The following is a 15,987-nucleotide window of genomic DNA, read 5'->3' as shown; positions in this document are numbered from 1 at the left end:
GATCGTTGATCACGTCGGCCCGCAGCATCCGTTCGTCGCAGAGGAGTCCCTGTGCCCACCGACCCGCTCGCCGTACGGCACCATCCCTGGTCCCAGCCGCTGCGCCGGCCACGGATGACCAACGACGAGGACGCCCGGCCCGGGGTCTCGCTGACCAGCCGCTACCTCGAGCGCGACGGCGTTCCGGTCATCCCGGTCTCCGGCGAGATCCACTACAGCCGGATCCCGCGCAACCGGTGGCGGCGGCGCCTGCGGCAGATGCGGGCCGGTGGCGTCACGGTCGCGGCCAGCTACATCTTCTGGCTGCACCACGTGCCCCTGCCGGGCGAGCCGCGCTTCGACGGCAACCTGGACGTGGCCGCGTTCGTGGACATGGCGGTCGCCGAAGGGCTCGACGTCATCCTGCGGATCGGGCCCTGGTGCCACGGCGAGTCGCGCAACGGCGGCTTCCCGGACTGGGTGCAGGAGGCGCCGGTGCGCCACCGCACCGACGACCCGGGCTACCTGGCGCTCGTCGAGGAGTGGTTCGGCCAGATCGCACTCGCACTGGACGGGCGCTGCGGCCCCGACGGGCCGGTGATCGGCATCCAGCTGGAGAACGAGCTCTACGACCAGCCCGGGCACATCGCCACGCTCAAGCGGCTGGCCCGCTCGGCCGGCATGTCCGCGCCGCTGTGGACCGCCACCGCGTGGGGCGGCGCCGACCTGCCGGCCGATGAGGTGCTGCCGCTCTACGGCGGTTACGGCGACGGCTTCTGGGTCGACGCCGACGCGCCCTGGGACCCGACGTTCCGCGACCACTACTTCTTCTCGCACGTCTGGGACGACCCCGGCATCGGCGCCGACGTGCGGCGCATGCAGTTGCAGGGGATGCGGGCGGACGCGGCCCATCCGCGGACCCCCTCGGATCTTTTCCCGCCCGCCACCTGCGAACTCGGCGGCGGCATGGCCACCGCCTATCACCGCCGGCCACGGCCGGCGGCCCCGGACATCGCGGCCATCGCCCATTGCAAGATCGGCAACGGGTCGGCCTGGCAGGGCTATTACATGTACGCCGGTGGCACCAACCCGGCCGGCCCGTACCCGATGCAGGAGTCGCACGCCACCGGCTACCCCAACGACATGCCATCGCTGGGGTACGACTTCGGGGCGCCGATCGGCGAGGCCGGGCTGCTCGCCGCCTCACACGCCGAACTGCGCCGGCAGCACGCGTTCCTCGCCGCCTTCGGGGCCACCCTCGCCGACATGCCGTCCACCCTGCCCGAGGTGCGGCCCGCCGGCGTCGAGGATTCTGCAACTCTCCGCTGGGCGTTGCGCAGCGATGGTGAGAGCGGTTTCCTCTTCATCGCCTGGCATCAGCCGCACGAGCCGCTGCCGCTCTACAAGGATGCCCAATTCCATGTAGAACTCTCCTCCTCGGAGATCGTGCTCCCGGCCGAGCCGATCGACATCCCGGCCGGCACCTTGGCGCGCTGGCCACTGGCGCTGACCGCCGGCGGCGTGCGCCTGGACTGGGCCACCGCGTCGGCGCTGACGGTGCTCCCCGGCCGGATCCCCACGCTGGTGCTGGTCGCCGAGCCCGGCATCGACGTCACCTACTCGGTCGGCGGCGTGGCCGCCACCGTCGAGCCGGACCTGTCGCCGGTCCGGCTCCGGACGGACGGCGGCGAGCTGGACCTGCTGGTCCTGCCCGCCGCCGTCGCCGCCGACATCTGGGTGAGCGAGGCCGGCCCGGCCCGCCGCCTGCTGCTGTCGCCCGCCGAGCTGACCTGGGCCGCCGACGGCCGCATCGAGTCCACCGCGGCCGGCGCCCACCTGTACGACCAGGCGCTGCGCGCCTTCACACCCCTGCCGCTCGAGCCGGCCGCGCCGACCGGCTCCGCCGCGCCGGCCGGTTCTGCCGACTCCGCCGGCGGGTTGCGGGAGAGCGTCGAGCCGGAGCTGGTGCGTGCTGCCGGCGGGGCGGTGCCGGTTGGCTACGAGAAGTTTGAAGGGCGGCAGTCGGCGCCTTCGGCGGAGGCGTTCGACGAGCTTGCCGCTGTCTACCGGGTGCCGGTGCCGGGCTGGGTTTTCGCGGCCGGGGCCGATGCCTACCTGCGGATTCGCTGGGCGGGAGACGTCGGGCAGCTGCGGGTCGACGGGCGGACGGTCACCGATCGGTTCTGGGACGGCTCGGAGTGGGTCGTCAGCCTCCGCGACGTCGGTGCGCGGGCGGAGTCCGAGGTCACGCTGCACCTGCTGCCGCTGGCCGCCGGGTCGACCATCTCGCTGCCCGAGGACGCGCGGGACCGCCTGGCGGCGGCCGACGGCCAGCTTCTGGCGATCGACTCGCTTCAGGTCGAGGGGCGGCCGGTCTGGCGGGAGCCCCATCGGGTACGCCGCACGTCGCGCCGGATGGCCGACGGGCGGGAGATCATCTACTTCGACGACTCCGAGCCTTACGCGGACCGGTCGGCCGTCGACCAGCGGCCGCTGCCGGCCGCTGCCGATGCCTCCGGGCCGGAGATGCGCCTCGACCCGCTCACCGGGGAGTGGATCGCGATCGCGGCGCTGCGCAACGACCGAACCTTCCTGCCGGCCGCCGACCAGGACCCCCTCGCCCCGACCGTGCCGGGCGGCTTCCCGACCGAGATCGCCGAGCCGGCCTACGACGTCGTGGTGTTCGAGAACCGTTTTCCCTCGTTCTCGCCCCGGGTCGCGGGCGATGCAGAACTCGTCGACGACGAATCCATCTGGCCGGTCCAGCCTGCTAGAGGGCGTACCGAAGTGGTCTGCTTCTCCTCGGCCCCGAAGGGGTCGTTCGGCAGCCTGAGTTCCAGTCGCGCGCGGACCGTGATCGACGCGTGGGCCGACCGCACTCTGGAACTCGGCGCGTCGCCCGACATCGAATACGTGTTCCCGTTCGAGAACCGTGGCCGCGAGATCGGGGTGACCCTGCCGCACCCGCACGGGCAGATCTACGCGTTCCCGTTCGTGCCGCCCAAGGCCGCCCGGATGATCGAGATGGCGTCGGCGCACCAGGGCGGCAATCTGTTCCGCGACATCCTGGACGCCGAGCGGCGGGCCGGCACCCGGATCGTGGCCGCCACCGAGCACTGGACCGCGTATGTGCCCGCGGCCTCCCGCTGGCCGGTCGAGGTGCACCTGGCCCCGCACCGCGACGTGCCCGACCTGCCGGCGCTCAGCCCCGCCGAACGGGACGACCTAGCGGTGATCTACCTCGACGTGCTCGGACGGCTCGACCGTTATTACCCGGGGGTGGGCTCACTCCCGTACATCAGCGGGGTCTTCCAGGCCCCGGCCCGCACCCACCGCGACCTTTTCCGCCTGCATCTGCAGGTGTTCTCGATCTTGAGAGCGCCCGGAAAGCTGAAGTATCTGGCCGGCGTGGAATCCGCGATGGGCTCGTGGATCAGCGACACGACACCCGAGAAGGTAGCCACCCGCCTTCGCTCGCTGGGCTGATTCCGCCGGACGGGGGTGCCGCGCCGGCACCCCCGGTCCGGACTACTCGCACCGGCGGTGTGTCAAGATGTCGTATGACTACTGGCGCTGCGACTATAAAACGCTCCTTGCAGATGATGCAAGGTAATGTGCGAGATGTGCAAGGTAGATCTGAGCTGCTGCCCCTGCTGCGATCGCCGCTGCTCGGTGAGCTGCTGGCGTGGGTCTTCCTACATCCCGAGGCGAACTATTCGGTGACCGAGCTGGCCCGCCGCTTTGGCGTGTCGCAGTCGACGATCAGCCGGGAGGCCGACCGGCTTGCCGAGGCCGGACTCCTCCTTCAGGAGCGTCGCGGAAATCTGCGCCTGTTGCGGGCGGACGTCACGACTGGCGGGAGCCCGCCGGAGATCCGTTCCTGGCGACCGTGCGGTCCCGCCCGACCTACGCCATCGTCGAACCGGGGGGCCGCCCGTGAGGTGGCAACAAGGGCGCGAAGTCGTGGATGCGATGCTCGCGCGCGGAGAGCTGGAACGTGTTGCGCCCAGCCGGGATCACGCGGATTTGCTGCTGTCCCAGGCTCGCAGGCATCTCACGTCGGCCGCCATCATCGCGGAGGCGGATCCCGCGGGCGGCTATCAACTTCTGTATGACGCTGCGCGTAAGGCGCTTGCCGCGGTCCTGGAAAATCAGGGCGTGCGAGCGACGAGCCGGTGCGTGATGCGGTGAGTGCTCAGCTCGATCCGCCCTCGGCGCCGTATTGAGTCCGTTCGACCGCCTACGCCGACGCCGTAATCAGGTCGAATATCCGCATGCGAACGCGCCCGCCGCGAGAGCCGAGGAGGTGGAGCGGGAGCAGCCGAAAGTTGAGCAGATCATCGCCGTTGCCGCCAAGGTGCTCGACGAGATGAGTCCGCTGTGATTTTGCTGGAATGGGGTGCCGGTCGGAGCCGGTGACCGGCACCCCCTCATCCGGCGGCCCAGCCGGTGATCTTCCCGTCCGGGGGAATGTTGCGGAATGAAATCTGCCACCGGAAATACATGACAGTCAATGGAATGCATGTGCAGGTTTGTTGCAGAACCCGGCCGAATTGTGCGGATGCCGCACCGCTCGCACTTGCCGTCCGTCGATGGGTGGCGGTGCCGGGACACGGTAGTCCAATGACTATGCCTCGGCTCGCCACGCGGTCTTCTGCGCGGCCGAAACTCATTCCGCTGCTGCGTTCGTCGCTGGTGGGGGAGTTGCTGGCCTGGATCTATCTGCACCCGGAGATGAGCTACTCGGTGGCCGAGCTGGCCCAGCGGTTCAACGCCTCGCAGCGGGCCCTCGGGAAGGAGGCCGACCAGCTCGCCGACGCCGGGCTCATCCGCATCGAGCGGCGCGGGAACATGCGCCTTTTGCGGGCGGACCAGGCGGGGCCGCTCGCTCGTCCGCTCACTGAACTGCTGGCGCTGACCTATGGGCCGATCGCGGTGCTCACCGATGTGCTGGCGTCGGTGCCGGGAGTCGATGAGGCGTACATCTATGGGTTGTGGGCCGAACGCTATGCCGGCGTGGCCGGGCCGCCGCCGCGTGACGTCGACGTGCTGGTGGTGGGGGAGGCCGACGACGGTGACCTCGGGCAGGCGGCCGGCGCGGCCGAGCGTCGGCTCGGCCGGGAGGTGAACGTCTACCGGGTGTCAATCGGGTACTGGCGGTCGCACCACAGCGATCCGTTCCTGGCGGCGGTGCGTTCGCGGCCGATCTGCGCTGTCGTCTGAGCAGCGGCGGGACCACGCATCGACGGCGGTCGCGGTAGCCTCCTGCGGGTCGTTTCGCTCGGGGGAGTCGCGCGTCATGAAGCCGTGGAACGGGATCTGCGCGCTGGTGCTGGTGGCGGGCCTGCTCGGCGGATGCGTCCGGCCGTCGCCATCGTCCGACTGCGCCGGCGGCCCGGTCGCCGAGGTCGTGCCCGGCGCGGCGCCGGCCGGCCCGAGTTCGCCGGGCGCGGCCGGTCAGAGTTCGCCGGGGGCGGCGGTGGGTCAAAGCTCGCCCGGATCGGTGCCGGTCGGCCAGAACGCGGGCGGCGGGCTCTGGGTTGCTGACGGTGGCGGGGCCGTGCAAGCCGTTGACGGGCGCACCGGCCGGGTCGTCAAGACCGTCACCGTCGCCGGGATCGAGCCGCGGATGCCGCCGGCGCTCGTCGCCGCGGGTGGAAGCCTGTGGGTCTATCGGTTCGACACCGGGGCGCTCGCCCGGATCGACCCGGTCACCGGAGCTGTGCGGGCGCGGGCCACGGTGAAGCCGGTGACGCGGCTGGTGGAGAACGGGATCACCTTCGCGCACGGCTCGTTGTGGATCGCTCAGCCCGGCAAGCTGTGGCGGGTCAGCCCGGCCGGCCAGGTCAGTTCAACGGCGCTGCCGATCGGCTTCGGGCCGTCGGCGGCGGCCGCGACCGGGCGCTGGCTCTGGCTGGCTTCCGGCAAGCAGCTGTTGCGGATCGACCCGGCCCGGCCGGAGAACACCACCGAGATCGAGCTGACCGAGAGCGTCGGTCAGCTCACCTATATCGACGACGTCAACGCGACCGGCGGCAGGCTCTATGCGGTCGGGATCAACTCGCCGGTCGTTCGGCGGCTTGACCCGGATTCCGGTGCGGTGGTCGGGCAGACCCGGCTCAAGCACGACGAGCTTGCGCTCTCCCTGGCCGGGAACTGGGCGATCGGCAACTGCGGCAGCGTCGTGCGGCTGCCCGACGGGCCGGCGGTCCGGGTTTCGGACATCTCGCAGGACCTGCCGTCGGTGCTGGTGGGCGGCGACCTCTGGGTCGGTGACGAGGTGCGGTCCGAGATCGTGCGGATCGACGCCGCGACCGGGCAGGTCCGGGCCCGCCTCCCGTTCGCGGCCACTGACCCGGACGATCCCGCCTTCAACCTGATGGCCGGAGCCGGCACCGGCAGCGTCTGGGTGCTGGACGGCGGAGTGTCCCGGGTGGACGCCGACCGCGTCACCCGGATCCTGCCCGCCGAGCCGGGGGAGAGCCGGGCGGCGGCGGCCTTCTGAAGACGGTCCGGCGTGCCCGCCAAGAACCTTGATGTCGGGGCCTCACCGTGCAGTCGAGCCCCCGGCTTCAAGGAAATCGGTCCGGGACGCTTACTGACGGTCGAGGTGGTCCTCGGCCAGCGCCTTCCGCAGCCGGGAGGCCTGTGTGGGTGGGGCCAGGCCGTCGATTGGCTGGTCGACGTCGAGGTTTGCGGGGAAGGCGTATCCCTCGGCGGACGCCGCGATGACGTTTTCCACCGAACCCGCGTACGTCTGCAACACCGGGTAGAGCGCCCGCACCATCGCCGCCCGGTCGACCTTCTCCATCGCGCGCCCGAACGCGGACGAGACCTGCAGCAGGTTGGCCATGCGGCGTACCGAAGCGGATCTGTTCGTTCCGGCGCCGTGGAAGACGGCCGGGTTGAAGAACGCGGCGTCGCCCTTGGTCAGTGGCAGCTGCACGCGGTGCTGTTCGAAGTAGGCTGTGAATTCGGGGCGGTGGTAGGCGACGTAGCCGGCCGGGTATTTCTGCGAGTGCGGCAGGTACAGCGTCGGGCCGGTCTCGAGGGGCATGTCGACGTGCGCGACCGCGCCCTGCAGCGTCAGCAGCGGTGACAGCGCGTGAATATGCGCGGGGTAACGCAGCGCCTGCTCCTGCGACATGAAGCCGAGGTGGTAGTCACGGTGCGCGACCTGCGCCGTGCCGCCCGGATTGACCACGTTGACCTGGGAGGTCACCTGGTAGCCAGTGCCCAGCCAGGCCTGGCAGATCAGCGCCAGGGTGTCGTTGTCGTAGTACGAAGCGAACGCCGCCGGGTCACGTAGTGCGAACTTGTCGAGCGCTCCCCACACCCGGTCGTTGGCGCCGGGCTTCGCGAAGTGGTCGCCGCCGGTCACCCCGGCCGCCTTCTGCTCGGCGATCAGCGACTCGAACACGGCGGTGGCCCGGTCGACGACGGCCGGTGCGAACGCGCCGCTGAACATCACCACGCCCGGGCCGTCCATCAGCGCCCGCGCCAGCTCGGATTGGACCTCCCGGGTGTTCGCCGGCTTGCCGGGGTAGATCAGCACGCCGTCCACGACGTCGAGGGCGTGCGGGTAGTCGGTGGGATCCGTCTTCTGCTCGCAGACCGCCCGGAAGTCCTCCAGGTCGCAGTCGGCGGCGGTGAACCAGCTTGTCATGCCGTCACGCTAAGTCGCGCCGGGACATCGAAGAAGCTTGAGAAACCCGCAAAACCCCATCATGGTGTACGGGTGAAGCACCCCTACCGCATCCGCGAGATCGCCGCCCAGTCCGGGCTGAGCGAGGCCACCGTGGACCGGGTGCTGAACGACCGGGGCGGGGTGCGGGACAGCACGATCCGCGAGGTGCGGCTGGCCATCGCCGACCTGGATCGGCAGCGGACCCAGGTGCGCCTGTCCGGGCGCACCTTCATGATCGACGTGATCGTGCAGGCGCCGCCGCGCTTTTGTGCGGCGATCCGGGCCGCGCTGGAGGCGGAGCTGCCGGGACTGCGCCCGGTGGTGTTCCGGGCCCGCTTCCACCTGCTCGACTCGCCGTCGACCAAGGACGTGGTGGCGGTGCTCGACCGGGTGGGCCGCACCCGTTCGCACGGGGTGATCCTCAAGGCCCCGGACGTGCCGGAGATCGTCGCCGCCACCCGCCGGCTGACCGCGCCGCTGGTCACCTGCGTGACCGATCTGCCCGGCAGCCCGCGGATCACCTACGTCGGCATCGACAACCGGGCGGCCGGGGCCACCGCGGCCTATCTGATCGAGCAGTGGCTGGGCGAGCGCCCCGGCGACGTCCTGGTGGTGCGCGGGCACGGCTCGTTCCGCGGCGAGGACGAGCGGGAGGCCGGCTTCCGCGCCGAGATCGACCGGCCGCTGCACGAGGCGGTCGACGCCGAGGACCGCGCGGATGCGGTCGCCGCCGGCATCCGGGACGTGCTCGCCGGCGGTGCGCCGGTGCGTGCGATCTATTCCCTCTATGCCGGCGCCGGTGGCAACGCGGCGGTCGTCGCCGCGCTCGCCGACCGGCGTCATCCCTACGACGTCTTCGTCGCGCACGACCTGGACGGGGAGAACACCGCGCTGCTGCGGGAACGGAAGCTCTCCGCGGTGCTGCACCACGACCTGCGCAGCGACCTGCGCCGGGCCTGCCACGCGATCATGCAGGCTCACGGCGTGCTGCCCGGCCCGGTGCGCAGCAACCCGTCGGCGGTGCAGGTGATCACCCCGCACAACGCCCCGCCGGTCGAGTTCTGATGGCCTTCACTCGACCACCCGGATGCTCTCCCGGGCCGCGCGGCGCGTGGCCGGCGGTGGCGCGTCGTCGGCGTCGGGATAGCCGAGCCGGACGATCAGGTAGGGCGGGCTGCCGGGCGTCGGGCAGGCGCTCGACGGCGGCGCTCCAGCCGTCGGCGTCGGTCACCGCGAGGCGCCGGGTGTGTTCGGCCCACAGCTCCGTAGGGCCGTTGGTCCCGCCCGCGCATGCCACTTCCCGGCGTGGCCGGTGTAAGTCGCCGAACGTGTGCGGCCGCCGCACGGGCCTGGTTAGATCGAACCGGTGCCTTACCGAGGTCGCCGGGCTCGACACCCGGCCGCGCGTGCACTGAGCAGGAGAGGAACGTCATGACCGTCGACACCGACTGCCGCCAGGCCCTCCGGGAGGCCGCGGACGCGGCGCGGTACGCCCCCTCCATCCACAACACCCAGCCCTGGAAATGGACCGTCCACCCGGACCGGCTCGAGCTGCACGCGGTCACCGACCGCCAGCTCGCCGTCCAGGACCCGGACGCGCACATGCTGCTGATGAGCTGCGGCGCGGCCCTGCACCACGCCCGCGTCGCGCTGGCCGCGGCCGGTTTCCAGACCCGGGTCGAGCGGCCCGCCGGCGACCCGCTCGCGGTGATCTACCCGGAGAAGCAGGGCGAGCCTGATCGGGCCGCGGTCGAGCTGTTCGAGCAGCTCAAGGCCCGGCACACCGACCGCCGCACGGTCGGTGACACGCCGCTGGCGCCGGACGTGCTGGGTGAGCTGGTCACCGCGACCGAGCAGGAGGGCGCCCGGCTGCACCTGGTCGGCAAGGATCAGCTCATCGACCTCGCGGTCATCGTCGAGCGGGCCCAGCAGACCGAGAGCTCCGATGACCGGCTGGTGAAGGAGACCGCCGAGTGGGTCGGCGGCGAGCGCGCCGACGGCACCGGCATCCCGGACGCGAACCTGCCGGCCGGCCTGCCGCTGACCACGGTGGCCGAGCGTGACTTCGGCCGGGAGGGCACCCTTGCGGTCGGCGAGGGACACGACACCGCCGCGACGTACGGGGTCATCTACGGCACCGGTGACGAGCGGGACGAATGGCTGCGCGCGGGGGAGGCGCTCAACTCGCTGTGGGTGGCCGCGACCGCGCACGGCGCAGGCCTGCTCCCGCTCAGCGGCCCGGTCGAGGTCGGTTACACCCGGCACGAGTTGCGCCGCATCATCGGCGACCTCGGCGCCCCCTACCTGGTGGTTCGCCTCGGCGCTCTGAACCCGGCCGGCGTCCAACCGTCGCAGACCCCGCGCCTGCCGGTCGACCAGGTCATCGACGAAGTGGCGTCCTGACCGGGGCGATCAGTTCGAGCCCATCCGGAGCAGGGCGTTCCCGCCGAGCAGCAGCACGTCGGCGGCGGCGGTGAGCGCCATGCTGAGGTTGAGCCGCCGGGAGTCCGCCTCCGGGTCGTCGGAGCCGACGATGCCGCGCAGCGCCAGCACGAGCGCGGCCAGCACCAGCGGAATGCCGCCGATCAGCAGGAAGCCGACCCGTCCCGGGGTGCTCCCGCGGGTCACCAGCAGGGTCACCATCACGGTCGGGAGCACGCCGAAGAAAACCACGGCAAGGCCGGCGTACCACCGCAGGGAGCGCAACGCGTTCGTCATCGCACAGATCTTAACTTTGCCCACTTGCGCCTCCGCAGGCCCCGTTCCCTGGGGAAACCATTCATGGGCGTCGCCACCGGCCGATGAGGCAACCCGGGCGCGGCAGCGGGTCGCGTCCGGGAGTGATCAAGGTGGGGTGCGGTGAGAGCCAGCTCGCGGGTCTGGACGGCGCCGCTGACCCTGGCCGCGGCGGGGCTCTTCGTCTTCGAAGTGATCTGGTTCGGCCTGAACCTTCCGGCCAAGACCGGGCCCGCGATTCTCGGGACGACTCCCGCGATTCTCGGCTCGGCGGTGACGGCGCTGGCGATGCGGCAGGCGTGGACGTCGCCCGGCTCGGCCCCGCCGGTCCGGCGCTTCTGGCGGACCATGACCCTCTCGTCCGCCGCGATCTCCGTCATGCAGCTGACCGACCTTCCCGGCTACCTCGAGCGGCCGAGCATCCAGCCGAACGCGGCCAGCCTAACGGTGTACGGCGTCGCGATGATCTCTATCGTGGTGGCTCTGTATCGCCTGCCGCTGGGCGCACGCGGGCCGGGCGGGCGGCTGCGGTTCCTCCTGGACTGTGCCACCGTCACCCTGGCCGCGCTGCTGGTCAGCTGGTACGCCACGCTCGCCGGCGCATCCACCGAGAGCACCGCCGAGGTGGCGACCTCGACGATCGTGGTGTCGGTGGCGCTGGCGCTGGTGGTGCTCGCGCTGGCCAAGGTGGTGCTGTCCGGCGGGCGCACCATCTATCCGCCGGCCCTGCGTGCGCTCGGGATCGGCCTGGCCATGGAGATGGTGGGCGTGTTCATCATGCCGCTGGTCGCCGACCGCCCCCAGGTCGCGTCCGAACCGCTCGGCCGGTCCGCGATGTACCTCCTGGTCACGGCGGCCGCGGTCTACCAGTGCCGGGCGGCGCGGTTGCCCGAGACGGCCTGGCGGCAGCCGAAGGAACGGACCTTCAGCCGGATCCCGTACGTGGCCGTGGCGGCGGTCGAGGCGTTCCTGATGTACGCCATCCGCGGGGAGAGCGCCGCCGTACTCGTCATCGGTGGTGGCGCGGTCGCGCTGACCGCCCTGTTGATGGCCCGGCAGCTCGCCGCCTTCCGGGAGAACGGCCGGTTGATCGCCGAGGTCCGGTCCTACCATGACCAGCTCGAATATCAGGCCAACCACGACTCGCTGACCGGGCTCGCGAACCGGGCGCTGTTCACCACCGAGCTCGCCGGCCCGGCCGCCGACGGATGCCATCTGGCTCTCATCGACCTCGACGGCTTCAAAGCGGTCAACGACACGCTCGGTCACCACACCGGCGACGAACTGCTGGTCGCCGTCGCCGACCGGCTCCGGACGAGCGTGCGTCCCGGCGATCTGGTGGCCCGCCTCGGCGGCGACGAGTTCGCGGTGATCCTGCGGGGGCTCACCGACGCCGAGACCGACGAGGTGCTCGGCCGGATGTTACACACCCTGCAGCAGCCGCTGGTGGTCGACGGACAGGAGGTCGGGGTTCAGGCCAGCATCGGCGTCGCCATCGGGGACGGTAGCGACCCGGCCGAGCTGGTCAAGCGGGCGGATGCCGCGATGTACCAGGCCAAACGCGCCGGCAAGGGCCAGTTCGCCCGGTACGCCGAGGTCTGACAACGCAACGGCGCTCATGCCGACCTTGACCGCTTCCGATCCCCGTGCGCGCCTGCCGTGCTCCACCGGCAGGCCCATCCAGGAAACGGCCTACCCGCCATCTGCCGCGGCGTCGCGCGTTTCGCTCACGCTGTCTTTTTCCGTACGTCGTGCACCACTCCCGCGACAGTCGGTCCCGGCAGGTGCAGCTCACCCTCCGCGGGCCCGCTACGGGCGGGCCCGGCCCCGACGCCCGCCCCGCCCCCGACAGCCCTGGGCCCACCCGCGCCGGACTGTGCGGACACCAGTCGTGAGGGCGGGAACGCGACCGCGCCGGCGCGCTCCGGCCGGCCGGAACATTCCGATCGCGGCGGGGCATGGGCAGGTCTTTCCGGGCTCTGCGGACGCCGGCGAGGCGGCATGGGGAGACGGTCCGGCCGGCGACGCCCGGGACGCTCATGACCGAGGTGTCGGCGATGCGGCGGCAGCCGTCTGGGTGGCGCGTTTGTCGGCGTAGAGGCCGGCGTCGGCGTGCGCGTAGAGGGCGGTGAAGTCGTCGCCGTCGCGGCCGAGGACCGCCGTGCCGAAGCTTGCGCCGGTCCGCTGGGCCAAGGCGGCGCGGAGACGGCCGGAGACCGAAGGGTCGTTGCGGGGGAGCAGGGCGACGAACTCGTCGCCGCCGAACCGGCCCACCACGTCCTGCGGGAGCAGAGACGCGGTCAAGGTGCCGGCCACCCACCGCAGCAGGTCGTCGCCGGCCTCGTGGCCGAACCGGTCGTTGATCTGCTTGAAGCCGTCCAGGTCCACGATCACCAGCGTGGCGTCCCCGCCCTTGGCGAGTTCCGCGGCGCAGCGGTGCTCGAAGCCGCGACGATTGAGTATCTCGGTCAGAGCGTCCCGGCGGGACAGCTCGGTCATCCGGCGGCGCTGCCGGCCCGCCGTCCGGCCCTGCACCGCGCAGGCGGCGCAGACGACCGCGGTGCCGCCCAGATGCATCGCCACGTACCAGCCGCCGGGCGAGCCGGCCAGGACGGCCACGACGAGATAGACCGTGCCGAACAGGCCGCCCACCCACACCGACACCCGCAGCGGGCTGGTGAGCGCGATCAGCGGCATCGGCACCAGCAGGGCCAGCGCGCAGACGCCACTCACCCCGCCGTCCAGCGCCGCCATCCCGCCGATCAGGGCGGCCTCGACCACCGCGGCGGCGAGGACGACCAGGCGGGCCCGGGCGAACCGGCTGACCGGTCCGGCCCCGGCCATCAGCGCGGCCCCGGCGGTGAACAGCAGGGCGGCCAGCACGATGATCGCCGGCTGCCACGTCGCGAACGCCAACGCGTACAGCAAGCCGCATCCGCCGCCGAGCATCGACATCCAGCCGATGTCCGCCACCGAACGGCGGCGGCGCTCACTCGCCGACACCCGTGGCGCCCTGCCGGTACGGACGTGTGCGGCCGCGGCGACCGCCTCGGCCGACGGCGGCCGGCGGTCACGGGACTGCTTGTCGGCATAGACCCGGGCATCGGCCACCCGGCGCAGCTCATCCAGGGTGAGGCCGTCGGCCGGGAAGCACGCGTAGCCGACACTGGCGGGAGCCACATCGGCCAGCGCCGCCCGTAGGCGTTCGGTCAGGGCGGCGGCCTCGCCGGGGCGCACGTCGGGAAGCACGGCCGCGAACTCGTCGCCGCCGATCCGGCCGACCCCGTCCCCGGGACGCAACCCCTGCTCCAGACGGCCGGCCACGGCGGCCAGTAGCTGATCGCCCGCCTGGTGCCCGTACACATCGTTGACCTGCTTGAAGAGGTCGAGGTCGGCCAGCACCAGGGTGGTCGGCCGGCCGCCGGCGAGTTCGTACTGCAGGCGCTCGTCAAAGCCACGGCGGTTCAACGCGCCGGTCAGTGGATCGGTGCCGGAGACCCGGGCGAGCCGCCGGCGCAGCGAGGCGAGCGCGGCGGTGTGTTTCATGCAGAGATACGAGACACCGGCGAAGCCCAGGGTGCAGGCCACCGCGTACCCGGCCGGGGCTGGCTCGCCGATCAGCACAACGGCCCAGTAGGCGATCAGCGCGACCGCGGCGACCACCAGGAACCGCCGTGGCCGGGCGCGCAACGCGAGGATCACCATGCCGAACGGGACGAGCCCGCCGAACGGTCCGCCCACCCCGCCGTGCGCGAGTGCGAGCAGCGCGGCGGCCAGCACGAGAACGATCTGTCCCGCAGTACCGAGCCGCACCTCCCATCGCATGCTCCGACCTATCGACCGGAACGGCCGCAACCTGAGGTCCCGCACGTGATCGCAGGACCAGCCTCAGGCGCCCTTGCGGCTGGCGATCGCCTCCAGGAAGATTTCGCCGATCTTGGCCGGGTCGGTGGCGATGTAGACGCCGCCGGAACCGGCCGCCGTGACGATGGCCTCCAGCTCGTTGCGGTCGGTCGCGGTGCCCATGCCGATGATGATCATGCGGACCGGGCGTTTCGGGTCGCGCACCTTGGTCATCTTCGCGACCAGCTCGTCGCTGGTGAGGCCGCCGGGGTTGTCGTTCTTCCCGTCGGTGTAGATCACCACCGAGTTGGACACGCCGGCCTGCCAGCCCTGCTGCACCCGCTGGTAGGCGGCGAGCGCGGTGTCGAACAGGCCGGTGTCGCCGCCGGTCTTCGGCACGATCTTGTCGATCGCGGTCAGCATCCGGGCCCGCTCGGTCGCGCAGGGCGAGATCGGCAGGTTCTCGACCCACGGCCGGGTGCCCGCCATGTCGGTGGAGAACGTCCAGTTGCCCACCGACCAGCGGTCGTCCAGCAGCGCCAGGCCCTGCCGCGCGACCCGCTGGGTCAGCTCCGCGCGGGTGAGGCCGCCGGCGGTCGGCACCTTGGCCTTCATCGACTCGGACACGTCGAACACCGCGAGCATCCGGCCCGGCTGGGTGATCGCCGTCCAGCTGCCGAGCAGCTGGGTGATCGCGCCGGCCACCGCCTTCGGGTCGGTCGCAGCCGGCGGCGGGATGACGGCCGGGGCTCCGGCCGGGGTGGCAAAGCCGGCGCCGGCCTGGCCGGCCGGCCCGCGGACGCCCGCCTTGGCCAGGTCGGCGAGGAACGCCGGGCTGTTCAGGGAGGCGCGCAGCTCGGTCGCGGCCCCGACCACCTGCGGGTCGACCCCGGGCATGATCGCGAACGGGTAGTCGAGCGCCACCGACGCGGTCTTGGGGTAGAGCGCGGCGAGCCGGGTCGCCGGGCCGCCGGCGTTGTAGGTGATCACGTCCGCCTCGGACAGCGGCGCCAGGCCGACGCTGGTGCCGAACTTCTGCAGCATGTCGCCGCGGATGCTGGAGCTGTTGGCGGCGAGGGCCCGCATGATGCCGACCTTGAGGGCGGCGTCGGTGCCGGCCGCCCCGGCCAGCGCCAGCAACCCGGTCAGGCCGGTGGCGTCGTGGGCCGGGTCGACGATCCCGGCGCGCAGCGTCTTGTCGCCGGCGATCCGCTTGACCAGGTCTTTCATGTCGGGGGTGGAGGCCGGCGCCGCCACCGAGGGCTCGGGCGCGGCCAGCACGATCGGACTCTGCGCGATCGAGCCCAGATTGGACGGCAGGAAGCCGGGGGCCTCGCTGGCGATCCGGAGCAGCCAGGTGCCGGAGTCGGGGACCCAGGCGTCCACGTCCGGGCTCAGCTTGCCGCCGCCGAGACCGTCCAGATTGACGCCGTGCCGGTTGCCGATCGCCGAGGCCATGCCGGCCGGGTCGGCGGCGGTCACCGTGACAGCGACGCAGTTCCCGTCGGTGGCCGCCCAGGTGGCAGCGGCGGCGCGCACGGCGGGCGCGATCTCGGTGGCGGCGGCCACCCGGAGCTTCCGGATGGTGGTGCAGCCGTTGGCGGAGAGTTCGTGGTAACCGGCCCACGCGCCGCCGGTGACCACGGCGATGGCGAGCGCCGCGGCGGTGACGACGAGTCCGGTGCGCTGAAGTTCACGATGACGTCCGGGCACCCGAGACATCATGGTCGCCCCGGCGGCCG

General features: G+C 72.0%; 12 protein-coding genes and 1 pseudogene. 9 read left to right on the top strand and 4 right to left on the bottom strand.

Annotated elements, in window-relative coordinates:
* The first annotated feature begins 51 nt into the window (after positions 1–51).
* From galT to AB0E90_RS09705, 6 genes and pseudogenes are all read left to right on the top strand, one after another.
* Positions 52–3,465: a galactose-1-phosphate uridylyltransferase gene (galT, locus tag AB0E90_RS09730; RefSeq protein WP_360402110.1), complete on the top strand. Its 3,414-nt coding sequence runs from the start codon at positions 52–54 to the stop codon at positions 3,463–3,465.
* Positions 3,466–3,539: 74 nt separating this feature from the next.
* Positions 3,540–3,782 (top strand): annotated as a pseudogene (locus tag AB0E90_RS09725) (winged helix-turn-helix domain-containing protein); the annotation flags it as partial.
* Between the two features lie 160 nt (positions 3,783–3,942).
* Complete coding sequence (locus AB0E90_RS09720; protein WP_360402471.1) at positions 3,943–4,170, top strand: hypothetical protein; 228 nt, start codon at positions 3,943–3,945, stop codon at positions 4,168–4,170.
* Between the two features lie 31 nt (positions 4,171–4,201).
* Positions 4,202–4,363 carry a hypothetical protein gene (locus AB0E90_RS09715; protein WP_360402107.1) on the top strand — a complete coding sequence of 54 codons (162 nt, stop codon included), beginning with the start codon at positions 4,202–4,204 and terminating at the stop codon, positions 4,361–4,363.
* Between the two features lie 239 nt (positions 4,364–4,602).
* Entirely contained in the window at positions 4,603–5,202 is a 600-nt protein-coding gene (locus AB0E90_RS09710; RefSeq protein ID WP_360402104.1) for a helix-turn-helix transcriptional regulator, read from the top strand.
* Positions 5,203–5,278: 76 nt separating this feature from the next.
* Entirely contained in the window at positions 5,279–6,484 is a 1,206-nt protein-coding gene (locus tag AB0E90_RS09705; RefSeq protein ID WP_360402101.1) for a hypothetical protein, read from the top strand.
* A gap of 90 nt (positions 6,485–6,574) precedes the next feature.
* Here the strand turns inward: AB0E90_RS09705 and AB0E90_RS09700 are convergent, their stop codons facing one another.
* Positions 6,575–7,645: a phytanoyl-CoA dioxygenase family protein gene (locus AB0E90_RS09700; RefSeq protein WP_360402098.1), complete on the bottom strand. Its 1,071-nt coding sequence runs from the start codon at positions 7,643–7,645 to the stop codon at positions 6,575–6,577.
* A 72-nt stretch (positions 7,646–7,717) separates the two neighbouring features.
* On the opposite strand from AB0E90_RS09700, the gene AB0E90_RS09695 reads away from it, so the two are divergent.
* Entirely contained in the window at positions 7,718–8,731 is a 1,014-nt protein-coding gene (locus tag AB0E90_RS09695; protein WP_360402095.1) for a LacI family DNA-binding transcriptional regulator, read from the top strand.
* A 366-nt stretch (positions 8,732–9,097) separates the two neighbouring features.
* Entirely contained in the window at positions 9,098–10,069 is a 972-nt protein-coding gene (locus tag AB0E90_RS09690) for a nitroreductase family protein (RefSeq protein ID WP_360402091.1), read from the top strand.
* Positions 10,070–10,078: 9 nt separating this feature from the next.
* Here the strand turns inward: AB0E90_RS09690 and AB0E90_RS09685 are convergent, their stop codons facing one another.
* Positions 10,079–10,384 carry a hypothetical protein gene (locus AB0E90_RS09685; RefSeq protein ID WP_360402088.1) on the bottom strand — a complete coding sequence of 102 codons (306 nt, stop codon included), beginning with the start codon at positions 10,382–10,384 and terminating at the stop codon, positions 10,079–10,081.
* Between the two features lie 141 nt (positions 10,385–10,525).
* On the opposite strand from AB0E90_RS09685, the gene AB0E90_RS09680 reads away from it, so the two are divergent.
* Positions 10,526–12,004, top strand: a complete 1,479-nt coding sequence (locus AB0E90_RS09680; RefSeq protein ID WP_360402085.1) for a GGDEF domain-containing protein — start codon at positions 10,526–10,528, stop codon at positions 12,002–12,004.
* A gap of 435 nt (positions 12,005–12,439) precedes the next feature.
* Here AB0E90_RS09680 and AB0E90_RS09675 read toward each other — a convergent pair whose 3' ends face one another.
* Positions 12,440–14,227: a GGDEF domain-containing protein gene (locus AB0E90_RS09675; protein WP_360402082.1), complete on the bottom strand. Its 1,788-nt coding sequence runs from the start codon at positions 14,225–14,227 to the stop codon at positions 12,440–12,442.
* Between the two features lie 63 nt (positions 14,228–14,290).
* Complete coding sequence (locus AB0E90_RS09670; protein WP_360402079.1) at positions 14,291–15,958, bottom strand: substrate-binding domain-containing protein; 1,668 nt, start codon at positions 15,956–15,958, stop codon at positions 14,291–14,293.
* Between the last annotated feature and the right edge of the window lie 29 nt (positions 15,959–15,987).

This window comes from Actinoplanes sp. NPDC026619 (genome assembly GCF_040638295.1).
GTDB lineage: Bacteria > Actinomycetota > Actinomycetes > Mycobacteriales > Micromonosporaceae > Actinoplanes.
This window is presented reverse-complemented; position numbering and strand designations above follow the sequence as displayed.

What these genes read in the sequence shown, in the direction of transcription:
- AB0E90_RS09710 (WP_360402104.1), top strand. Translation starts at nt 4,603, where the DNA reads ATGACTATGCCTCGGCTCGCCACGCGGTCTTCTGCGCGGCCGAAACTC.
- AB0E90_RS09705 (WP_360402101.1), top strand. Translation starts at nt 5,279, where the DNA reads ATGAAGCCGTGGAACGGGATCTGCGCGCTGGTGCTGGTGGCGGGCCTG.
- AB0E90_RS09685 (WP_360402088.1), bottom strand. Translation starts at nt 10,384, where the DNA reads ATGACGAACGCGTTGCGCTCCCTGCGGTGGTACGCCGGCCTTGCCGTG.
- AB0E90_RS09675 (WP_360402082.1), bottom strand. Translation starts at nt 14,227, where the DNA reads ATGCGATGGGAGGTGCGGCTCGGTACTGCGGGACAGATCGTTCTCGTG.
- AB0E90_RS09700 (WP_360402098.1), bottom strand. Translation starts at nt 7,645, where the DNA reads ATGACAAGCTGGTTCACCGCCGCCGACTGCGACCTGGAGGACTTCCGG.
- AB0E90_RS09690 (WP_360402091.1), top strand. Translation starts at nt 9,098, where the DNA reads ATGACCGTCGACACCGACTGCCGCCAGGCCCTCCGGGAGGCCGCGGAC.